The 20,424-nt window shown below is 60.5% G+C and carries 14 protein-coding genes and 4 pseudogenes; 7 read left to right on the forward strand and 11 right to left on the reverse strand.

Going from position 1 to position 20,424, the window contains the following annotated elements; translation table 11 throughout:
• Window positions 1-146: 146 nt before the first annotated feature.
• The 3 genes and pseudogenes from ACP7B0_RS19965 to vapC all read left to right on the forward strand — a co-directional run.
• Window positions 147-1,286: pseudogene (locus tag ACP7B0_RS19965) on the forward strand (HAMP domain-containing protein); the annotation flags it as partial.
• On the forward strand, window positions 1,281-2,069 hold the full coding sequence (locus ACP7B0_RS19970; protein ID WP_426143438.1) for a methyl-accepting chemotaxis protein: 789 nt from the start codon (window positions 1,281-1,283) through the stop codon (window positions 2,067-2,069). The pseudogene ACP7B0_RS19965 and the gene ACP7B0_RS19970, both read left to right, overlap by 6 nt.
• Before the next feature lie 108 nt (window positions 2,070-2,177).
• Window positions 2,178-2,595 (forward strand): annotated as a pseudogene (vapC, locus tag ACP7B0_RS19975) (tRNA(fMet)-specific endonuclease VapC).
• Between the two features lie 192 nt (window positions 2,596-2,787).
• Here the strand turns inward: vapC and ACP7B0_RS19980 are convergent.
• Window positions 2,788-2,922 (reverse strand): annotated as a pseudogene (locus ACP7B0_RS19980) (IS5/IS1182 family transposase); the annotation flags it as partial.
• A gap of 192 nt (window positions 2,923-3,114) precedes the next feature.
• Between ACP7B0_RS19980 and ACP7B0_RS19985 the strand changes: the two are divergent.
• The 4 genes and pseudogenes from ACP7B0_RS19985 to ACP7B0_RS20000 form a co-directional block, all read left to right on the forward strand.
• A pseudogene (locus tag ACP7B0_RS19985) lies at window positions 3,115-3,870 on the forward strand (MCP four helix bundle domain-containing protein); the annotation flags it as partial.
• Window positions 3,871-4,002: 132 nt separating this feature from the next.
• On the forward strand, window positions 4,003-4,728 hold the full coding sequence (locus tag ACP7B0_RS19990; protein ID WP_426143439.1) for a methyl-accepting chemotaxis protein: 726 nt from the start codon (window positions 4,003-4,005) through the stop codon (window positions 4,726-4,728).
• A 188-nt stretch (window positions 4,729-4,916) separates the two neighbouring features.
• Window positions 4,917-5,366 (forward strand): type II RES/Xre toxin-antitoxin system antitoxin, encoded by a 450-nt coding sequence (gene parS / locus ACP7B0_RS19995; protein ID WP_069553240.1) that lies wholly within the window; start codon window positions 4,917-4,919, stop codon window positions 5,364-5,366.
• Window positions 5,363-5,824, forward strand: a complete 462-nt coding sequence (locus ACP7B0_RS20000) for an RES family NAD+ phosphorylase (RefSeq protein WP_426143351.1) — start codon at window positions 5,363-5,365, stop codon at window positions 5,822-5,824. The genes parS and ACP7B0_RS20000 overlap by 4 nt, the downstream gene beginning before the upstream one ends.
• On the opposite strand, the gene ACP7B0_RS20005 is transcribed toward ACP7B0_RS20000, so the two are convergent.
• The 10 genes from ACP7B0_RS20005 to bcsE form a co-directional block, all read right to left on the reverse strand.
• Complete coding sequence (locus tag ACP7B0_RS20005; protein WP_426143352.1) at window positions 5,821-6,237, reverse strand: SRPBCC family protein; 417 nt, start codon at window positions 6,235-6,237, stop codon at window positions 5,821-5,823. The genes ACP7B0_RS20000 and ACP7B0_RS20005 overlap by 4 nt on opposite strands.
• A 236-nt stretch (window positions 6,238-6,473) precedes the next feature.
• Window positions 6,474-10,055, reverse strand: a complete 3,582-nt coding sequence (gene bcsC, locus ACP7B0_RS20010) for a cellulose synthase complex outer membrane protein BcsC (RefSeq protein ID WP_426143353.1) — start codon at window positions 10,053-10,055, stop codon at window positions 6,474-6,476.
• The gene (gene bcsZ, locus ACP7B0_RS20015) at window positions 10,043-11,158 is read right to left on the reverse strand and encodes a cellulose synthase complex periplasmic endoglucanase BcsZ (protein ID WP_426143354.1); all 1,116 of its coding nucleotides are present in this window, start codon (window positions 11,156-11,158) and stop codon (window positions 10,043-10,045) included. Before bcsZ ends, bcsC begins: the two co-directional genes overlap by 13 nt.
• A 4-nt stretch (window positions 11,159-11,162) precedes the next feature.
• The gene (gene bcsB / locus ACP7B0_RS20020) at window positions 11,163-13,469 is read right to left on the reverse strand and encodes a cellulose biosynthesis cyclic di-GMP-binding regulatory protein BcsB (RefSeq protein WP_426143355.1); all 2,307 of its coding nucleotides are present in this window, start codon (window positions 13,467-13,469) and stop codon (window positions 11,163-11,165) included.
• Complete coding sequence (gene bcsA / locus ACP7B0_RS20025) at window positions 13,466-16,060, reverse strand: UDP-forming cellulose synthase catalytic subunit (RefSeq protein ID WP_426143357.1); 2,595 nt, start codon at window positions 16,058-16,060, stop codon at window positions 13,466-13,468. Before bcsA ends, bcsB begins: the two co-directional genes overlap by 4 nt.
• Window positions 16,057-16,776 (reverse strand): cellulose biosynthesis protein BcsQ, encoded by a 720-nt coding sequence (gene bcsQ, locus ACP7B0_RS20030; protein WP_426143359.1) that lies wholly within the window; start codon window positions 16,774-16,776, stop codon window positions 16,057-16,059. The genes bcsA and bcsQ overlap by 4 nt, the downstream gene beginning before the upstream one ends.
• The gene (gene bcsR, locus ACP7B0_RS20035) at window positions 16,773-17,036 is read right to left on the reverse strand and encodes a cellulose biosynthesis protein BcsR (protein WP_069553233.1); all 264 of its coding nucleotides are present in this window, start codon (window positions 17,034-17,036) and stop codon (window positions 16,773-16,775) included. Before bcsR ends, bcsQ begins: the two co-directional genes overlap by 4 nt.
• A complete protein-coding gene (gene bcsG / locus ACP7B0_RS20040) occupies window positions 17,006-18,649 on the reverse strand; it encodes a cellulose biosynthesis protein BcsG (protein ID WP_426143360.1) in 1,644 nt (547 codons plus the stop codon). Before bcsG ends, bcsR begins: the two co-directional genes overlap by 31 nt.
• Window positions 18,636-18,836: a cellulose biosynthesis protein BcsF gene (gene bcsF / locus ACP7B0_RS20045; protein WP_426143361.1), complete on the reverse strand. Its 201-nt coding sequence runs from the start codon at window positions 18,834-18,836 to the stop codon at window positions 18,636-18,638. The genes bcsG and bcsF overlap by 14 nt, the downstream gene beginning before the upstream one ends.
• Window positions 18,833-20,377: a cellulose biosynthesis protein BcsE gene (gene bcsE / locus ACP7B0_RS20050; protein WP_426143362.1), complete on the reverse strand. Its 1,545-nt coding sequence runs from the start codon at window positions 20,375-20,377 to the stop codon at window positions 18,833-18,835. Before bcsE ends, bcsF begins: the two co-directional genes overlap by 4 nt.
• Window positions 20,378-20,424 lie beyond the last annotated feature (47 nt).

A 20,424-nucleotide genomic window follows, 5' to 3' on the forward strand; every position in this document is an offset into this window, starting at 1 on the left:
CTTCGAAAGCCAATGAAGTGTTCGTTTCCACCGAGGTCTCTAAGCTGGTTCAGGAGGCGACCATCCGCGAGGTGAAAAACCTTGCTGAATCCCGTGCCACCGCTATCCAGGCCAAATTGCAGACCGCACTGGATGCCGCTCGGGTGATGGCCAACACCTTCGCCACCAGCAAAACCGCCAACAGCTCATTGCTGGTGGGCCGCGAGCAGATCAACGCCGTATTGCTGGGTGTGCTCAAGGATAACCCTGAGTTCAACGGCACCTACTCGTGCTGGGAGCCCGATGCACTGGACGGCCAGGATGCCGCGCACCGAGATGGCCAGAACGGCAACAACCCGACGACGGGGCGTTTCACCCCCTACTGGACCCGCAGTGCCGATGGACGTGTCGCCGTGCAACCCCTGGTGGAATACGACACCCAGGATCGCCACCCCAATGGCGTGCTCAAAGGCGGCTGGTACAACGGCCCCCGCGACACCCTTCAGGAAAGCGTGCTGGACCCGATTCCCTATGTGGTCCAGGGCAAGAACGTCTGGCTCACCACCCTTTCTGTACCGGTGGTCGTGAACAATAAGTTTTATGGCGTGGTGGGTGCCGACTACAACCTGGACTTTATTCAGAAAATAAGTGAGGAAATGTCAGCGGACCTGTATGACGGAAAGGGTTCGGTGTCGATCCTGAGTAACCAGGGCCTTGTAGTCGCGGACAGTCAACGTGCCGCGTTGATCGGTCAAAATTTAAAAGCGCTGATACCCGATAGCTGGGAGAAAACACTCGCCGATATCAAGTCCGGCACCGGCGGTGGTCATTTAAATGAAGCCACACAAAACATTGAAGTCTTGATGCCCATTACGCTGGGCCGCACCAACAAACCCTGGTCCATATTGATTCGACTGCCCAAAGCCGTGGTGATGAGCCAGGCGATTGCGCTGGAACAGGAACTTGAGGCTCGCAGTAATAACAGCAGCGTCTTGCAGATCCTGGTCGGTCTGGGTGTTTCAGTGCTCGCCTTGATCGCCTTGTGGATCGCGGCCGGTAAAATTGTCGGGCCCATCAGAGACTCAGCCACACTGGCGCTGCAGATCAGCCAAGGCGAATTTTCCAAACGCCTGAAAAAGACATCCGAAGATGAAGTCGGGCAACTGTCTGTTGCGCTCAATGAAATGTCCGACAGCCTGCAAAGACAGGTCAAAGTGGCCGAACGCATATCCGAAGGCGACCTTGACCTGGAGGTGACCCTGTCATCGCAAAATGATCAGTTGGGCAAGGCATTGCAGCAAATGGTGCGTAATCTCAACCACCTGATCATTGAAGTGCAAAGCAACGCCACCCAAATCACCGGCAGTTCGGCACAGGTCAGCGAACTGAGCCAGAACCTTTCCGATGGCGCGGCCAACTCTGCCTCTTCCATCACCGAAATCAGCGCGGCCATGACCCAGATGGCGGCACAAACCAACGAAAACGCCGAGAACGCCGAAAAAGCCGACGAGCAATCGCAATCCTCACGCTCCGATGCAGGGCAAAGCGATCAGTTGATGAGCGAGCTGATCGCGGCCATGGCCGAGATTGATGCCTCGGGCAAAGACATCACGGCCATCATCACCACCATCGACAACATTGCCGCCCAGACCAACCTGCTGGCGTTGAACGCCGCCATTGAGGCCGCGCGCGCCGGGGAACTGGGACGCGGGTTTGCGGTGGTTGCCGATGAAGTCCGCAGCCTGGCCGCCCGCAGCGCCGAAGCCGCCCAACAGACCGCAGCGCTGATCGCCGATTCCTCGGTCAAGACCCAACGGGGCATGGTGATTGCCAGCCGCACCGCCAGCTCACTCAAGGGCATCGTGACCGGCACCAGCCAGGTCTCGACACTGGTGTCGTTGATCTACCAGGCTTCCAGCGAACAGGCCTCCGGGCTGCGCCAGGCCAGCATTGGCCTGGAGCAAATCGATGAAGTGACCCAGCAAAACAACGCTAGCAGTCAGGAATGCGCCGCCGCCGCACAGGAGCTTTCCGAACGCGCCGCGGCGATGCAGCGAGCCTTGAGCACGTTCAAGGTCAAGAGGGCCTGACGGGTTAAATCGCGGCGGGCCCACGTCACTGGGCCAGCCTTGATCCGCTCCCTGGTCTTTTCACACTGTTTTTCCCGGGATCAGTTAAAAGGCCCAGGTCTCAGAAATGTGTGCAGCAGCCTCAAGGGTCAGGTACCCGCAAAAGGACGCCAAACAGTCTGCATATTCACCCTCAAAAACAAACCGCAGCATGTGCTCGAAGCGTTCAAAACGCACCATGGCCAACTGTGCATCGGCACCGTGACCTTGATGGAACTCATTTACGGCGCGGAAAAGTCTTCCAACCAGGCGCGAAATCTGGCGGATGTGGAGGACTTGCAGCACGGCTTTAAGTCCTGGCATATGATCAGGATGCGGCAGCGCGCACAGGCCAGTTGAGGGCAGAGCTTGCCAGTGCCGGCACCCAATTGGGCCGTACGACCAGATGATTGCAGGACACGCTCGTTCGCAAAGCCTGATTTTGGTAACCCATAATCTACGCGAGTTTAACCGCGTGCCGGGTCTTCGCGTTGAAGACTGGATTTAGGAACATTCCACTGCACCACAGCCCGCCTCAACGTATTCGTCCGGCCAAGTCATCTATCCAGCCCGTAAAGCCAAGACAAGCACTCAAGTCGGCGGGGAAAGCGATGTCATAGGCCACGCCGCGTTTCGCACTCTTGGTCGCAGACGCTGCCGGCATGGAAAATATGCTTAAAACAAGAGACGCGTTGATTGGATCCAAGACAGCGGCTGACGGTCTTTCATCACGCGCCACTCGCTCTCGCCATTGGGCACGAAGCCGATCATGCAGTTGCTCAAATGCGCCCTGAGCGCTCCACCGCCGGAAGGTTTTATAGACATTGTCGCAATGCGCCTGAGCGAGCCTGGCCAGGGAGTAATACTCCGAAACAATTACGGGTTGTTTATTTTGTATAGATCCGTTTAAGAAGCCGCGAACAACCTGGAAATGAAATTAATCAACCGTCAATCCGCGCCGATAAACCTAACGAGAAAGGAGGGATCGACAGTTCGCTTTATTTCATAGCCAGCAGAGGCAATAAGAATGTCTATAAAACTACGTCTTTTGGTGCTGATAGGCACCGGTGTGCTCAGTGTCCTGATCATCAGCCTCGTCAGTTTTCTGGGTAATTTCAGAATGGAGGCCGCGATCAAGGACAGTGAAACCAGCATGAAAGCCCTGCGCAATCATATGGAAGCCGACATGATGCACGATGCGCTTCGCGCCGATGTATTGTCGGCGATACTGGTCGGGATGGGCAAAAGTGGCAGCAGCCGTGAAGAAGTGTTGGCGGCCATCAATGAGCATGCTACGCATTTTAGCCAGGTGCTCAGCGATAATATCAACCTTCCTGTCACCGATACCCTCAAGGCGGAACTGAACAAGGTCAAGCCGAGCCTGGAAAACTATATCGAAACAGGCAAGCGAATTGTGGCTCTGGCCTTGGACAATCCTGACGGCGCGCAACAGCAGTTGGGCATGTTTATCAGCGCTTTCACTCAACTGGAAGGACAGATGTCCAGCCTGAGCGAACTGATTGAGGACAATTCCAAGGCAAGCGGCGATGCCGCCCATCAGGCCACCTACTACGCGAATCTTACCCTCTGCATTGTGCTGATCGTCGGCCTGTTGCTGTTGGTGGTTCAAGGCATCTGGGTGACACGAAGCATCATGATCCCACTGCATGCTGCCAGTCGCATTGCCGATAGTATTGCGCATGGCAACCTGAGTGAGCCCATTGCTGAACCTCGCAGTCGCGATGAAGCGAGTATGTTAATCCGCAGCCTCGCAGTCATGCAGCGTGATTTGCGAGGCATGATTGAAGTCGTGCGCAACAATGCCCAAGGTGTCAGCAATATGAGTCGGCAGTTGAGCAGCGGTTGCCACGAGGTTGCCGACAGTAGCAGGCAGCAAAGCTCAGCGGCAGGCACAATGTCTGCGGCGACCAGCGAAATGACCGCTAGCATCGAGGAGATTACTCGACATGCGATGCGCGCAGTGGAGATGGCCAACCAAGCCGAGGCACTGGCCAAAAACGGCGGTGTCGTGATTCATAAAGTTGTGAACGACATGGACGGCATTGCTCGTTCGTCGCAGCAGTCCGCACAGGTGATTCGCACGTTGGACTCAGAGTCCGAAGGGATTTTCAACATCATTCAAGTGATCAAGGGAATCGCTGACCAGACTAACTTGTTGGCACTCAATGCGGCCATTGAAGCCGCCCGTGCCGGTGAGCAGGGACGAGGTTTTGCTGTGGTAGCCGACGAAGTGCGCAGTCTGGCGGGGCGCACCAGCGCCTCAACCCAGGAAATTGCCAGTATGGTTGCACGCATCCAGCAAAGCACCCGCGAGGCAGTGACCAGCATGGAAGCGGGTGTCGCCCAGGTCGACAAGGGCATGGCCGTCACTGCCGAGGTGGAACGGGCGATCAAAGAGATACTTGAGGCTACTCTGAGCACCACAGAGCTGGTCAACGAGATCACACGCACCATTGGCGAGCAGAGCCTTGCCAGCAACGAAATAGCTCATCAGGTGGAGATGATTGCCAGCATGTCGGAAGGCAATAGCAGGGTAATAGATCAAACTGCCAGCACCACCGATGAGCTCTCCGGGCTTGCAGATCAGCTCGCGCAGTCAGTGGATCGTTTCCGTCTTTGATACCCATTAAACGCAATCTGCGGCGTGCCACACACCAACACCACCCGTGACCATAGCGTGCCTGTGTGTGTGGCGATGATGGGTGCCCTGATGCTCATGGTTCACGGGCCTGTTTTCAAGGGATCACCTTTCGCCACAACATCATTTGATATAGAGTCTATGCATCAAACGATCAAAAGGACTCAACCATGTCCACCGCCATTCGCGACTATCTACCTGCAACGGCCCCGGAAACGGGTTTCTGGCAGCAACTGGGCGTTCCGCCACGAGGCGCTCAGTTGTATGCCGCGCTGCGTGAAGGATTGCCTTACGAAGTGTTCGAACGGTTGGCGCAGTACACGGATATCACTCGCTCGACCCTGGCCATTCATTTGGGTATTGCGCCTGCCACGCTGCAACGACGCCTGAAAGTGCGGCAATTCAATGCCGAGGAGAGCGATCGTCTGTTCCGCCTGGCTGCCGTTTACAAGGCCGCGCTGGACCTGTTCGAAGGCGATACCCAAGCCACCCGGCGCTGGCTCGCCGAACCGGTACGAGGCCTGGGCAATCGCCGACCGCTGGAAATGCTCGCCACTTCAGCCGAAGCCCAGGCCGTCCTGGACCTGATCGGCCGCCTTGAGCACGGGGTCGTGGCTTGATCAGCGTTTATCGTCTGGTCAAACGAAAGTGGCTGGCTCAGGCGTTCGACGGCGAAGGTGCGAGGCTGTATGGCGGGCGCTGGAACAGCAAGGGCAAGGCCTGTGTGTACTGCGCGGGCAGTGAATCCCTGGCGCTGCTGGAAGTGCTGGTGCACCTGGGTAATTCCACGGTCATCCAGCATTACGCCATGCTTGAGCTGAAGCTTCCTGAAGAGCACATCCTCAACGCCAGCCCGGACATTCTGCCCAACGACTGGCGCGAAGAACCCGCCCCACCCTCCACCGCCACGTTTGGCGATAACTGGCTGGAATCCGGGCAAAGCCTGGCGCTGGCCGTGCCCAGCGTGATCATCCCGCGTGAATCCAATTACCTGCTCAACGTCCGGCATCCGGCCTATCTCGCCATGGTGGCGCAGGCACGGGAACTGGATTTCCAGCTGGATGAGCGGTTGCTCTAGGCGTTTGTAAAGTTCCCCTTCAACGCCTCCAGGCCGCCTTCATATACCCCCTGAAACAACGCCTGAGCCTCAGCATCGGAAACGCCGTCAGGGGTAAAGCGGCCAGACCAGGTCACCAGCGTTTCGCTGTCGCCCGCCGCTTCGACCTTCAACGTGGCGAGGTAGTCAGTGACCGGGAATGGCCCTTCAGTGATGGAGTAGCTGTACATGCGGGCCTGATTGTCGAAGGTTTCCAGGCGCTCGACGATCACGGCGCCATCGACCGTGGTGAGCTTGCGCAGGCGTCCGCCTTCGGCAGTTTCGCTGCTGGCAATGAACGGCAGCCAGTCCGGGAGTGCAAGAAAGCCACCGACCAACTGCCATACGGTGTCTGCAGCGACCGGGAGACGCAGGGATGCAGAGGCTGTTGCCATGGGAAATACTCCAGAATTGAGGTCAGGTAAAAGCGTTCCCCGTCTTGCTCGGGTGCCGCAGAGAAATGCACCTCATTGAACACGCCCTCCCCCGGTTTTGAAAGCCCGTCATGAGACGAGTGCTGCCGATACGACTGAGCGCCATGCCGGGCGCAGTGTTTGCGGGACAACACATGTTTCATTGGCGAACGAGTCGTTGCCGGAAACGACCCGCGCCGTAGCAGGCAACACCTCCCTCACCGCATATCCGCATACGGCGTCACCGGTTCGATCGGCATCGGCAGGTTGCCTTGCCATTCATCGAAGGTGTAACGCAGGTACAGCATGGCGCGGCTCGGAGCGTAGCCTTCGCTGTGTTGCAGGGAAATGCCGGAGCCCAACACCAGATGATTGGTCAGACGGCGTTCGACCTTCGCCTGCAGGCTAACGCCGATACCGGAGCTGCTGCTCCCGGCGCTGGTCAGTGATGTGCCGGCGTCGACATCCAGCCCGGCAGCGGCGGCCTGATTGAACAGCTTGGCCGCCGGACCGTCCAGAGGGTACAAATCGCTGTCGTCGGTGGTCGAGAACGACCAGCCCACGGAGGTTTCCAGTTGCGCTGACCAGTTGGCGTTACGCCAGGCGTAGGTAAAGGGCACGCCAATCGAGTAGTACTGTTGCGGGCTGTAGTAACCGCCCTGCCCCAGGGTGTACTCGCTCAAGTCCTTGTCATAGCCCCAATACATGAGCGTCAGGCCGGTGCGCATGCGTTCGTCGGCGCGGTCAACCAGCCGGTAGTAATAACCGGTCATGGCCGAGAGCCGCTGGTTGTCGACCACGTTTTTGCCGCGCAACCAATGGGCGCCGAAACTGGCCCATACCCCATCCACACCGCCTTCGTCATGGCTCAGGCTCAAGGTCACGCCGTTACTGGTCACGCCGCCCCAGCGCGTACCGGTCACAGGGTCGACGGCACCGGCGTAAGACACCACCGAGTTGGTCATGGGGCGACGTGAAGCGGTCAGCGTCCAGCCGATGGATTTCCAGTCACTGCTGTAACCGACGCCGCCGAGCCAGTTGCCCACTTCGAACCCTTGTGGCGTATGGCCCAGATCCAGCGCCCATTGGGCGTTTTTCCAGCCTACGGCCAGGCTTGGACCGCTGGTGCTTTGCGACGTGCTGCGGCAGCCATTGGGCACCAGCGCTCCGGTGGCGCGGTCACGAAACTGCACGGCGCAGGTGCCGAATTCTTCCCGGTGCAAGCCATCAGCGTCGGTGTCGAACTTCGTGGCTTCAAGGTCCACCTGCTCGGCCTGGACAAAACCCTGGCCTTGGGCAAACGGCGCGTCGATGCGCAGAATCGTCGTCTGGGTCGTGAGGTCGGAAATCCCCGGTGCCGTATTGTCGGTGCGCCAGGCGAAGTCCCGGTAGAGATTGACGGTCGGATTTTGCGCCTGGTACAGCTCATCGACGTCGCTACGCACACTGCGCGCCAGCCACTCGTCAGTGTCTTTGGCACGACTGGCTTCGGTCATCGCGATGTTGTTTCGGGGGCTGGCCTGAGCCGGTGAAATCAAGCCTGCGACGGCCATGCTGCGCGCGTAGTTATCCAGTGCCTGTTGCGGCTGATCCTTGGCCATCAAGCGCGCAGCGTCGCGGTAGATCAACGGATCGGTCTGCGGCGTCTTCAGCAGGTTGGCGAATATCGCACGGGCCTTGTCCTTCTCGCCCACCGCCAGCCAGGCATTGGCCAGGCGCCGCTGCCACGGCGCCGGGGCCGAAGGTGCCACGACGAGTTTATCCAGGCCTGCACGCGCTTGCGGGACACGCCCCAAGGCGATCAACGCTTCAATCAGGCCCAATTGAGCCTCGGCATTCTGCGGCTGAACCTTGAGCACCTGACGGTAATAGCGTTCGGCCTCCGCAGGGTCTTCACGCTGCGCGGCCCAATCGGCCAGAGTGCCCAGATCATCCACGGTAGGATGACGCAGCAACAGGGCGATGGCTTGGGGTTCATGCCCGGCATTGCGCAGTTGTTCGGCCCGAGCCAGCAACTGCCGACGTTTGATCCGGGTGTCCAGCTCGCGCATGTTGTCGGTCCAGGCGGCGGCCGGGATTTGCCCGAGGGTGGTCGACACTTCGCTGTCGCGGTTCTCGTTGGCCAGGTACAAGCCATGGGCGTAGCGCGCTTCGGGATTGCGGCCTTGGCGGGCCAGCAATTGACGGAACGCATCATCAGCCTGACGCGGTTGCCCCAGGGCAATCTCGGCGGCGGCCAGGCGATAGGTCAGCCATGGGTTGTCCGGGTCCAGCACGCGGATTTTCTTCAACAGCGGCACCAGCTGTGCCCAGTCCGAACGCTGACTGGCCAGATCCGCTTGCAGGTTCAGGCGTTCAAGTTCGATGCTCTGGCGCAGGCTGGCGAATTCCGCTTGGCCGCTGGCTGGCAACGTGTTGAGGAAGGCTTCGGCCCGCTCGCTGGACTGCCCGCGATACAGCCGCACCAGCGCCCGCACCACGCTGCCGTTGCTTGGGTCGACCTTGCGCGCTTGCAACAACAGGGCTTCAGCCGCGATGTCATCGGCCTCTGCCATGGCGACATTGGCCAAGCCGATCAAGGGGTCGGCGGAGTCAGCCTTGAGGCTGCGCGATTGCTGATACGCCTTGCGTGCCGCCGCGTAATCCTTGCGTTGCAGGGCTTCGTCGCCCTTTTGCAGGATCATCCAGTTGCGCGTGACCGCCTGCAGGTCCTGCCATTTGCTGATGTAATCGGTGTCCTGCTCCTTGGCCAGCGCCGTGGAAAACGCCTGATACGCCGCCGGATATTTGTTTTGGCGCATCAAGGCCGTGCCCAAGGCGCCATAGAGGCTTGAGTCTTCGGGATACACCTTGAGGGCGCGGCGCAACAAGCCTTCGGCGGTGGCGTTGCCTGTGGCGGTGTCTTGCTCAAGCAGGTGCTTGGCTTTGACACCCGCTTGCCAGGCGGGATCGGCCAACAAGCCTCGCTGCAAAGCGAGTTGCTGGCTGGCTTGCCGGGCAAAGGGTGAATACGGGTAATAGCCGATGAATGCCTGCCAGGCCTGCGCCGTGCGGGCATTGACCGGCAACTTGATCAGGTAGTTGTATTCCCGCTCGGCCGCATTGGCACTGGCCTGAGGATCGCCTGCCAATTCATGGAGCACGGCCAGCGCTTCGTCGTTGCGATCTTCGGCAAACAGGAGCCCGACCAGCATCTGCCGCACGCCGGCATTGCCGGGATAATCCCGATCCAGCGCCTGCACATGACCCAGCACGACCCCGCGCTGGCCCGGGATGCGGCTGCGGGCGCTCCAGTATTCCAGGGCCATCGCCAGGTCCGGCGGCTCTTCGCCGAACAGTGCTTCGAACGCCCCACGGGCTTCCTCGAAACGCCCCGCCGCCGCCAATAGACGCGCCTGCTGCAACTGGCGCAGGCCGTCCGGGCTCTGCAACTTGATCAACGCCTGAGCCTGACGCAGCGCTGCCGAGTTGGGGCCTTGCTGGCGCAGACGGGTCATTAATTGCTCGATCCAGGCGACGTTCTGCGCCTGGGTCTGGTCCGCCAGCGCCTGACGAATCTCGCCCACCAGCACTTGAGGGTGGTCGGGGGCTATCAGTTCCAGGCGCGCCAGCGAGTCGCGGACCAGATCATCGCGCTGCAAGGCTTCACCCATACGCATCTGTTGCAGCAGCCATTGCTGTTGTTGTTGCTGCTGTGAAACAGCGAACGCCGCAGCGCTCACGCAGGACAGCAACAGGGTGCCGCTCAGGGCCAGGACCTTGAACAGGCGAGACGGGAGTGCCGGGTTCACTGCGCGCATGGACGTTTCCAGTTCGGTTGCAAGCGTCCATCCTTGTCGAATCGATAACGCTGTTCGTCCCAGCCCTGACCAAACATCAGCAGTGACTGGTTGTAATAGGCATCGGCCAAGGGAGGTGATTGATTCAGGCGTTCACGCTGAGCGGCAAGCGCCGCCGCCGTCGACGCATCCCTGGCCAGCAAAGGCAGCAGGGCGGCGGAAAACCCCACCGGTCCTGTGCCCTGATCCTTGCCGGTGACGGCATCGACCTGTTCCGGCACATACCCAAGGCGCGCAGTGGCCTCAAGCATGGGTCTGAAGTGATCAAGCAACACATTGCGCTCGGCTGCACCGGGGGCCAGCATGCCCAGCCACAGATAGACACGAATCGCGTCGTAGCTGCCCGTTGCACCCTTGGCGTCAGGGACGAAGCCTTTTCCGTCCTGCCACATCACCCAGTCCGGTGCAAAACCTTTGGGTGAACCTTCGATCCACAGGCGCCGGGCGTTTTGTGCCACTTCGCTCCAGACCGGCGCGATCAGCGCGAAGCGGGCCAACAGTTGCGGGGGCAGATAGCTGGGGTTCAAACGCCAGCCCTGACCGGCCTCAAAACCGTAATCTGCTGGCAGCACCATCAGACCCAGCCCCGGCAGCTTGCCCAAGGTTTGCGCGGCGCTGCGCCACAGCATGTGATTGCCCAGGGCCAGATAATCCGGCCTGCGCCACAGACGGCCGGCTTCAAGCAGGCTGTAGGCAATCCACAGGTCAGCGTCGCTGGCATTGTTGCTGTCGAGCACGCGCCATTGGCCGTCCTTGTCCAGGCCCCACTGCCAGGCGGGCAGACGCCGTTCAAGATCGCCGCCCGCCAGATTATTGCGGGTCCAGGTCAACAGCTGTTCAAAGCTTTGGGCGTCGTTGGCCACCAGCGCGAAAAACAACCCGTAGCTTTGCCCTTCGGACGTGGTGATCTGTTGCGCGGTCGACGCATCGATGACCCGCCCGTCCGCACTGATCAACTGCTGTTTATAGTTTTCCCAGGCCGGCCAGGCGCATTGGCTCGCGCCCAGCGCAGGCCCTGCCAATACAGGCAAGGCAGCAAGCAGCAACGAGCGGACGCGGGTCAACGGTTTACTCTTCATAAGCCAGACGACGACGCGCCAACAGTTTGAGGATGCGCCAGGTCAGGAACGCGGTGAGCAGCACACCGAACACCGCCAGGAATGCCAGCAGGATCGGGCTCTCGGACAGCTTGAACCAGAGCATCAGCCACCATGGCAGGTTGCCGACGTAATACTGATCGCCGACCATCTGGCTGTGCACGCCACTGCTGCGGATCAACGCCACCGAACCGGCCACCGCCTCCATCTTGCCGCTGTCATTGAGCGTCTGGCGCAGTAATTCGAAGTCGGCATCATCCGTGGCCAGCAAGGCCACGATGCTGCGTTGCTCATGGAAAGGCGATTGCAGGCCGACAATGGCGGCTATCGGGCCCTTGGCCGACACCTCGACACGGTTGGCCGCCGGGTTGCCCGCACCCTGGCTCTGCGACGAACCCGGCCCCTGATTGTTCGCCTTGAGCAGCCAGTCCCGGGAACGGTCCAGAAGCAGATTCATGTCCTGGTTATCGCGCATGTCCGGGGCGAAGGAGCCGAGGATCAGCAGGTCCGCATCGTGCCGGGAAGCCTCTTCCCAGTTGTCGCTCAGGACCAGGTTCATGGCCGGCAGACCCGAGCGGGCCGAAATCCCGGCCACCGCCTCCAGGTAGGTGCTCAGTTGCACGGCGCTGGGCTGCGGCGGCATCATCACCACGGTCTCGGACAGATCCGCCATGCGGCTGTACGGAAAACCGCTGCGGGCGAACGCGGCCAGATCCGGCATGGCGATGTAATGGTGATAGCCCGACATATCGATGGTCGACTGATCGTCGATCACCGCCTGGATATCCACCGGCAACGACGTCTGGCAGTGATCACGCTGGGAACTGCTGGTGGTCGTGGCAAAGCTGAAATTGAACTTCAGGTTGTTGCGATCACCGATTTTCAACGCCGGGACCGACAGTTTTTCGCTGACGTTGGCCGACTCGCTGGACAGCACAGCCAGGCGCAGCTCTTCAAGCCGGTCATTGCTGTTGACCAGCAATGGCAAGCTGGTGATGAACTGGTTGTTGAGGCTGATGTTCAGTCGCGAACCGTCATTGTAAGGCGGTGGCGTGTAGCGGTACTTGGTTTGCAGCGGGATGCCCTGGTTGCGCCAGACAAACAGGTCCGGCGGCAGGTTGATGTCCAGGCTGATGGGCAGAGGCTGCAAGCCGGTGGCGCGCAATTGCTCGGGGTACTTGATCAGCTCGGCGAAGCGCACAGCCCGATCGGTGCGCATCCAGTTCGGCGCATCGTAAGGCTGGCGCGGCTGAATCTGCTGCACCTTGTCGATGACGACCCGCTCACCCCGAAACAGATCGCCGCCCAGCGCCAACGCTTGCGCGGCCGCCACCAGATCGGCTTCGTCACGGCCCAGCACCAGCAACACCTTGCTGTAGCGGTCATTGGGGTTGTCGATCATCTGCACCACCGGCGCCTCGACCGCCGGGAACTGCTTCAGGTCGGCCAGAAACGCAGGACGATGGCTGTTGGTGGCGAACACGATGGACGAGGTCACCGGTGTCGCCGTCGTGGCAACGGGCAACCGGTCAAACAGCACCGGGAATTGCGTACCGCGCCACGCCGCCTGACTGCCGAAATACGAGGCCAGAACCCCCGCTGCCCGCTGCTCGCCCTGAGTCGGAGACGCTGCGAACACCATGGTCAGCACCGGCTCGTCATAGCCGCGTGGATCGTAGAAAGGCGTGGGGAAATACGCCAGATCGTTCTTGACGATCAGCGCCTGTTCTTTCAACGACACCAGGCTGGTGCGGCTGATATTGACCCACAGCGTGCTGTTGGAAGGGTCTTCGCAAATGTCGGTGTAATGGCCGACGAACTCCAGGCGAACCCGGTTGAAGTCGCTGATCAGACGCGGGTCAAGATCGACCTGGCGCACGGTCTTTTTACCCAACTGCTCCTTGTCGATGGGGATCACGCTCATCAACACATCGTTGAGGTAGACCCGCAGATGCGACAGCGTTGGCAGCAGTGCCGGTGACGGCGTGTATTCCAGTTGCAGCTTCGCGTCGCTGGCGATGCGGTCGCGGCGCAGGGTGAACTCGAACTGATCGGTGGTGTGGGTGCCCCGCAACAGGCTGTCAGAGGTTCGCCCCAACTGTTCGAAAGTGCGCTTGACGTCCCAGGTCGGCGCAAGGCTCACCTCGGGCGAATCCACCCGCGGGGCCACGACCAGCGCTTGCGCCTTGGGGGATTGCTCCTTGAGGGGCTGCGCCTGAGCACAACCGATAGCCAGCGACAACAGGCCCAGCAACGTGAAACTGAAATAGCGACTCATGGCGCGCATACCGATCGAGAAGTAGAGGAAAGGGGGGAGGCCTTGGCAAAACGCGGCACATAGCTGATCAGCCAGGCGAACAAGCGCACCACGGGGCGGGCCAGGGTGCGAATCCAGGCAGGCACGTATTGATACAGGCGGTAATAACCCGTGGCTCCCAGACGCAGCACGTCGATAAAACTGTGCAGCGGGCGGTCCGGGACGAAGTCGTCGTTCCAGTTCAGCCAGGCGTCGGCACGGGCGAACGTGCACTGCACGTAGTCGATCTTCTGTTGCGAAGACAGCTCGTTGAGGACGATGCCAATGAAGTGCTTGTGGCTGCGGCTGACGATGCCGGGGAACAGAAACTCGCGCTCGCCACGCTGCATCATCAGGCAAACCCGTTCACCCAACGGCAGTGCAAGCTCGACGTCCAGCTCGACGCCGGTACCGCCATCGGAGTAGTCCACCAGCATGCCTGGATAGAAGCGTCCGTTTTGCAAACGCACCGCCGTAGGCAATCTGGCCTGCACCCGCTGGGTGTGCCGCACCTGGCGCACTTCAGCGGCAATCGCCACGGCAGAACCGATGATCAACAGGTTGTAAATCACCCACAGACTGCTGACCAGCGTGGTGCCGATCTCATTGGCAGGCCCGTAAAACAAGCGCCACACCGCGAACCCCAGGCCCGCGATGTTCAGCACCGCCAACACCAGATACGGCTTGGCGATCCCCCAATCGAACTGGTCCTCGGTGATCAGGCCACCCTTGGCCGTCACGTTGAAGGTGCCTTTTTTCGGATTGAACAGCGCAACGGTGGTGGGCCGTGCGATGTACCAGGCCAGCACGGTTTCATAGACCTCTCCCCAGAACGTCAGGCGGTATTCGCCCTGCATGCGGGAGTTGGTCAGGCTGGCGTGAACCATGTGCGGGATCACGTACAGAACGATCATCAGCGCTGGCGCATAAATGATGTAGGCGTGCATCAGCAGAAACGCCAAAGGCGCGGTGAGGAACACCAGACGCGGCAGGCCCGCCAGAAAGTGCAGCATCGCGTTGGCGTAGCAGACGCGCTGGAAAAAGCTCAGGCCTTTGCCCAGCAACGGGTTGTCGGTGCGGAAAATCTGCGCCATGCCCCGGGCCCAGCGAATGCGCTGACCGATGTGCGCCGAGAGGCTTTCAGTGGCCAGCCCGGCGGCCTGGGGGATGCGCACATACGCCGAGTTCCAGCCCTGGCGATGCAGGCGCAGCGCGGTATGGGCGTCTTCGGTGACGGTTTCCACGGCGAAGCCCCCGATCTCGTCAAGCGCGCTGCGGCGCAGCACGGCACAGGAACCGCAGAAAAACGCGGCATTCCACATGTCGTTGCCGTCCTGCACCAGGCCGTAGAACAGCTCACCTTCATTGGGCTGATGGCGAAAGGTATGAAGGTTGCGCTCGAACGGATCCGGCGACAGGAAGTGATGCGGGGTCTGCACCAGTGCCAGCCTGGCATCGCGCAGAAACCAGCCCACCGTGAGTTGCAGGAATGAACGCACCGGCACGTGATCGCAATCGAAAATCGCCACCAGCTCGCCATCGAGTTGCGTCAACGCATGGTTAAGGTTGCCGGCCTTGGCGTGTTTGTTATCGGTACGGGTGATGTAGTTCACCCCGGCCTGTTCGGCGAACACGCGGAATTCATCGCGTTTGCCGTCGTCGAGAATCGAGATGCGCAACTTGTCGTGGGGCCAGTCGATCCCCAGGGCGGCGTAGACCGTACCCCGCACAATGGACAAGTCCTCGTTGTACGTAGGGATCAACAAATCCACCGTGGGCCACAAGCGCGTGTCGCGGGGCAATTGCGCCGGGGCGCGGTTCAACGGCCAGCAGGTCTGGATATAGCCCAGCAACAGCACCAGCCAGGAAAAGGTTTCGGCAATCAGCAGCAAGATGCCGCAGGCCAGGTCCAGCGGGCTGTTCCAGTTCAGGGTCGCGGTGTAGCGCCACCACAGGTAACGGCAGGAAACGATGACCGACAGTACGATCAACAGCAGCGTCGGAAACCGCCCTGGCACCCGGCGAATCACCATGGCCACCACCCACAGCAGGATCACGAATATCAGCTGCGACAGGTAGCTGAACGGCTGGGTGATGCACACCAGCACGAGCATCAATCCGACCACCGCGCAAAAACCATTGAGCCACTGCTGTTGGCGAGGGTCCAGACGCTGCCACCACTGGGTGCCGTCGTGCATGGCCTTGCTCTGATTGACCCGCTCAGGCAGGGCATTGAGCACAACTCCCGCACGATGCCAGGTCTGCCTGATCATCTGACCTGCGAGGCTTATCCAGTGCGGGGTCGAGCGCCGCCGGAACTGCGGCCATGGGCGAGCCACCAGCAGCCAGAGGCTTTGCAGCATGATGCGCAGCGGATCACCGGCACTCGGCGTTTTGCTGGCCAGGTGCGGGTACCAGCGCTGGCGTTGCTCGGTCAGACGCTGCCAGACGGGCGACTCCAGACGCAAAAACAACCAGGCCAATGCCGTGAACGAGGCCAGCATGAACGCCGTGGGCGGATAGCAGTCGTAGCGACGGCGCAGTTGCAGGTAAGGAAACCAGTGAGCCGTCATGTCAGCTCCCGGCGTCGTGTCAGGCACCAGGTCGCCAGACTCAGCGCGTCTTTCGCCGCAAGGCTGTCCGGTGCGTATTGCCCCACCGGCTGCTTGCACGCCAGCGCTTCGCACATGGCTTCATCGGCATGCACCGTCAGCGGCAGCAGACGCGCCGAATAGTGCTTGCGCCAAATAAGCAACAGGTCCCGTTGCAACTGCCTGCCCGGATCGAAGCGGTTCACCAGCACGGGGCTATTCATCGCCTGCTGCAACAGCAACACATGGCAAGCGGCGTCGGCCTCGACCACCTGGATCGGAAGCAGGCAGGGACCTACCGCGCTGTGCCCCGGCAAGCGTTGCGGCAGGTCGAACAGCAGCCAGTCATAGTGCGGCGCCAGACTCGCCTGACGCCGTGCCCAGAGCTGTGGATCAGCCACCAGTTGTTGTTCGATGCTGGCCGACTCATCGGCCGTCAAGCCGCCATAAGGCAGTATGTGCAGGGTTGGCGTCAGGCCCCAGGCGTGTGTGTGCCAGCTCTGACCATCGAGCATCCCTCGCGCCCAGCCCGACGCCTGCTGCGCCTGCAGATTGCAATGCAGGCGCAGCAGGTTTTCCGGGCACATGTCGATCATCAGCACCCGTTCGCCGAGACTTTCCAGGGCATAACCGATGGCCGCCACCAACGAAGTGGTGCCGACACCGCCGCGAACCCCGCGCAGACTCAGTGATGTCACTTGAGCGCTCCGAACTTGTCCTGTTGCACCGGCTGGGCAACCGGCAGCGGCGGTTGCTCGTCATGGGCGTCAGCGGGCGTGAAGTCCGCCAGCAATGGCCAGCGCTTGAGCGCGCGGCTCAACTCCAGTTGCGCCGAAATATCGACATATTCCAGGCTTGGCAGGTGCAGTTCGGCCTTGAGCCGGGCAATGTCATCGGCCCGCTCGTTACGCGACAGAACCTGGTTTTTTACTTGAATCTTTGCGGGTAAGGCAGCCATGCGCCCTTCTCCTTGATCCGAACGTAAGGCTTGCCCGCGTAGTCGAGGACAACGGTTCCGGCGTTTTCCGAGACCACCGGGGTTTGCGGCAGATTGGCCAGCAGCGCCTGCCAGTCCGGGCCCAGCCCGTCGCCCTGGGGTGGCGCGGCGTAGAGGCGCGAGATGATTTCCGACAAGGCCAGATAACTGCTCGGCCCGGTGACGTGAATCGGCTCGGTGCGCGGATTCTTGCCCATGCCCACCAGCTTGATGCCCACCGGTACATGGGTAATCGACGGGCTCGGGATTTCCCGCATCCCGGCGATCTGCATACGGTCACCGTGCAGGGCCGCGCCGTGCTCGGGCACGATCACCACCGCCACGCGACGTCCACTTTTCTCCAACTCTTTGAGGAACGCGCTCAGGTCGTCGATCAACGTCTGGGCGCGCGGCTTGTACTCGGCGCTCTTGGTGCCGCCGTCAAGGGTCAGGGCGCGGTTGCCGTCATGCAGCGTCGTGGTGTTGTAGAACAGCGCCACGCGTGAAGCGCCCTGCGCTTCCCGGTGCTGCCACCATTTATTGAGCACGTCACGGTCACGCCAGATCGGCGAGCCATCGAAACCCACCAGGGCGCGTTGCAGGTTGGCGGTACTGACTTCCGGTCCCGGCAATGAACCCTGGGCGCGGACTTCGTCGATAAACCCTTCGAACTGACCGGTGTGGTTGAGCATGACTTCGCTGTCGAAGCCCAGTTTTTTCAGGTCATCCATCAACAGACATTGCTCGGGTGCCACGCCGTAAAGCTTGCTGTGGGGTTGCTGGCCGCAACTGGCGCGCAACAACCGGATGGCGGCGGGCCCACTGTAGGAAGTGGCCGAATTGAAGTTGTCGAACACCATGTCCATCTGCTGCAACAGGCTGTTGTCGTGCAAACCCACGGCGTCCAGATCATCCCAGGCCATCGAACAGATATTGATAAGCAGCAGGTCGAACGGCTGGGCAGCCGACTGCGACGGCTGGAACACCACTTGCCGACCGGCTTCGGTGCTGTAGAACTTTTGCAGATACGCGTCCAGCGTCGGACTGTCCGGCTCGCCGCTGACAATCGCTGTGCCACCGGCAACATTCACGTGTGTCGTGCTTTGCGGAGCAGGTACATGCATGGCCATCAACCCCGCTCCGCCCAGCCAGGCAAAGCCGGCCAGGGTCAGGGTGGTCAGGCGCAGCCATTGGCGCACAAAGAAATACGCCACCACCAACAGCAGCAAGGCGCCGCACAGGTTCCAGTCGATGAAACGCCCGGCCAGTTCCAGCAGGTAATCCCCGGTGAAATTCAGCACCCCCGGTTGATCCAGCAAGCGACTGAACGGCGGCAACCAGGTGTCCTGATAAAACAGCGCCACGCCCACCGGAATGGCGATCAAGGTGCGCAGCAGCCTCAGATAGCGATTGCCCAGCGGCACCAGCAGTACGGCCGCAAACACCATGTTCGGCAGGATCTGCAGATTCAGATAACCGGCCCACAGCAGCGCCAGCTTGATGATGAAATACAGATTCCATAGCCCCAGACCCGGCCATGTCCAAGTGTTTTGTGCGGTGGCCTGGCTCACATCAATACGCTCAGGACTGTTCATCAGCGTTCCTCACCACGGGCACCACAGGCGTGCGACGGCGCACCCCACGTGGCTGCAAATAACGCGGTGGCAGATACCGCTGAAACCAGCGACTGAGACGCTGACGGAAACTGCGCAACACCAGCATGAAGGCCACGGTCATCAGGCAGCTTGCCGCCATGACCTGCAGCAGTTGGGTGTAACTCATGAACACGGCTCCGACAGCGACAGCGTGATGCGTTGCGGCACGTACCCGGTCTGGACAATCGCGCGGGTCAAATCAGCGCTCACCTGTCCGGTGGCCAGGCGTGCGGTTTCGGAAACCTGAGGGGCGTCAATGAAGTCCTGGCGCGGCAGCACGTCCGCGGCAGAAAGCACCTTGCACTCGCTGAACATGTCCCGCCACGGCAGACGGCAGATATTGCCCAGCGCAGGCTCCAGCCCGTCGCCACGGCAAGCGAACAGAAACAGATAAAAAACACCATCGAGCACGCAGGCCACGTCGCCAAAACGGCGCAAGGTGATCTGGCTCAGGTACTGCTCAATGTTCAGGTCGCCTCGCGGACGCAGGCGCAACAACTGGTGAGCCAACTCTCCCGAAGCACCGCCGTAGATCTGGTCGAGCAGCTGGATGAATTCCCTGGGCGGCAATATCCCGCGCTGGGCCGGGGGCCGCAGACGTTCAAACAGCGAATGGATATCGGGCGTCTGGCGATAACGCCAGGTCTGCCCTTGAGCGCTCTCCACCATGCTGAAGAAGTTCGCCAGCGTGGTGTTGGAAGGCACGATCAGATTGGCCCCGCAGGCTTGCAGCAGACGCTCGTCGCGGTAACGCAGGCAAGGCTCCATTTCCCGCACGATGATTTTCAAGGCCGGGCCACACTGCTCGCGCAACGCATACAACTGCCGAGCCAGGGGTTCGACGTCCTGGTTGGTTTCCAGCGCCACGATCACGCTGGCAGCACGGGCGTGGCCAGCCTGTTGAAGCAGTTCGTCACGGTGCTCGAACAGGCGCCACTGCTCAGACAACGGCGGCGCACCCTCCAGCGCTGAACGCTGGGTCAGGTAAATACGCTGGTCGTCGGTACGGGTCTGGGCAGGATTGGAGCGCTGTGAATCGCTCAGGGAAAAACCATCGTCGGACACTTGCAGGTCAAACGCCTGAGCGGCACAAACACCCAATTCGCTGTGCCAGAAGTTCAGTTGGTAATGAATCGCGCCGTCCTGGCGATACAACTGCGACAAACCGGAAAGTTGTTCATTCAGACTCAATAGGCGCTCATGCAGTAAAGGCGCCTGACCGCTGCACAGCACTAACAAGGTGCAATTAATTCTTATTAACCATTGGCGCGTCGTTTCACACCAGTGCTTTAACTGTTGGATGTTAAACGTGTCCAGATGGGCCGCAGACAACATCACTACCAGCACGCTGCCCCGTGCAATATTGATTCGGTGCAAGTCCGAAGTCAGTGCCTTGAAAGCCAGACGGGCGCGCGCATCATCGGGCATGGCAAACAGACGCAGCGTAGAAGGACCGCAGTCCTCAGCCATGGTCTGAACGACCGATTGAGGGTCGATGCCGCAGCCTACCAATGTAGCGACAGGCTCTTCAGACAAGGCCGATAAAAACTGGCGAGCCATGATTTTCGCATCGGTCGCATGATCCAGGACAACCCAATATAACCCTCCCTGGCGCAGCAACATTTGCTCATCCTGCAGATGCCGGATGGCTAACGTGACTTGACCCAAAACCTTCTACTCCAACAATCCAAATGCATTAAGCGACACTTAGCCTT

The sequence above is a fragment of the Pseudomonas sp. DWP3-1-2 genome, assembly GCF_049896285.1.
Taxonomy (GTDB): domain Bacteria; phylum Pseudomonadota; class Gammaproteobacteria; order Pseudomonadales; family Pseudomonadaceae; genus Aquipseudomonas.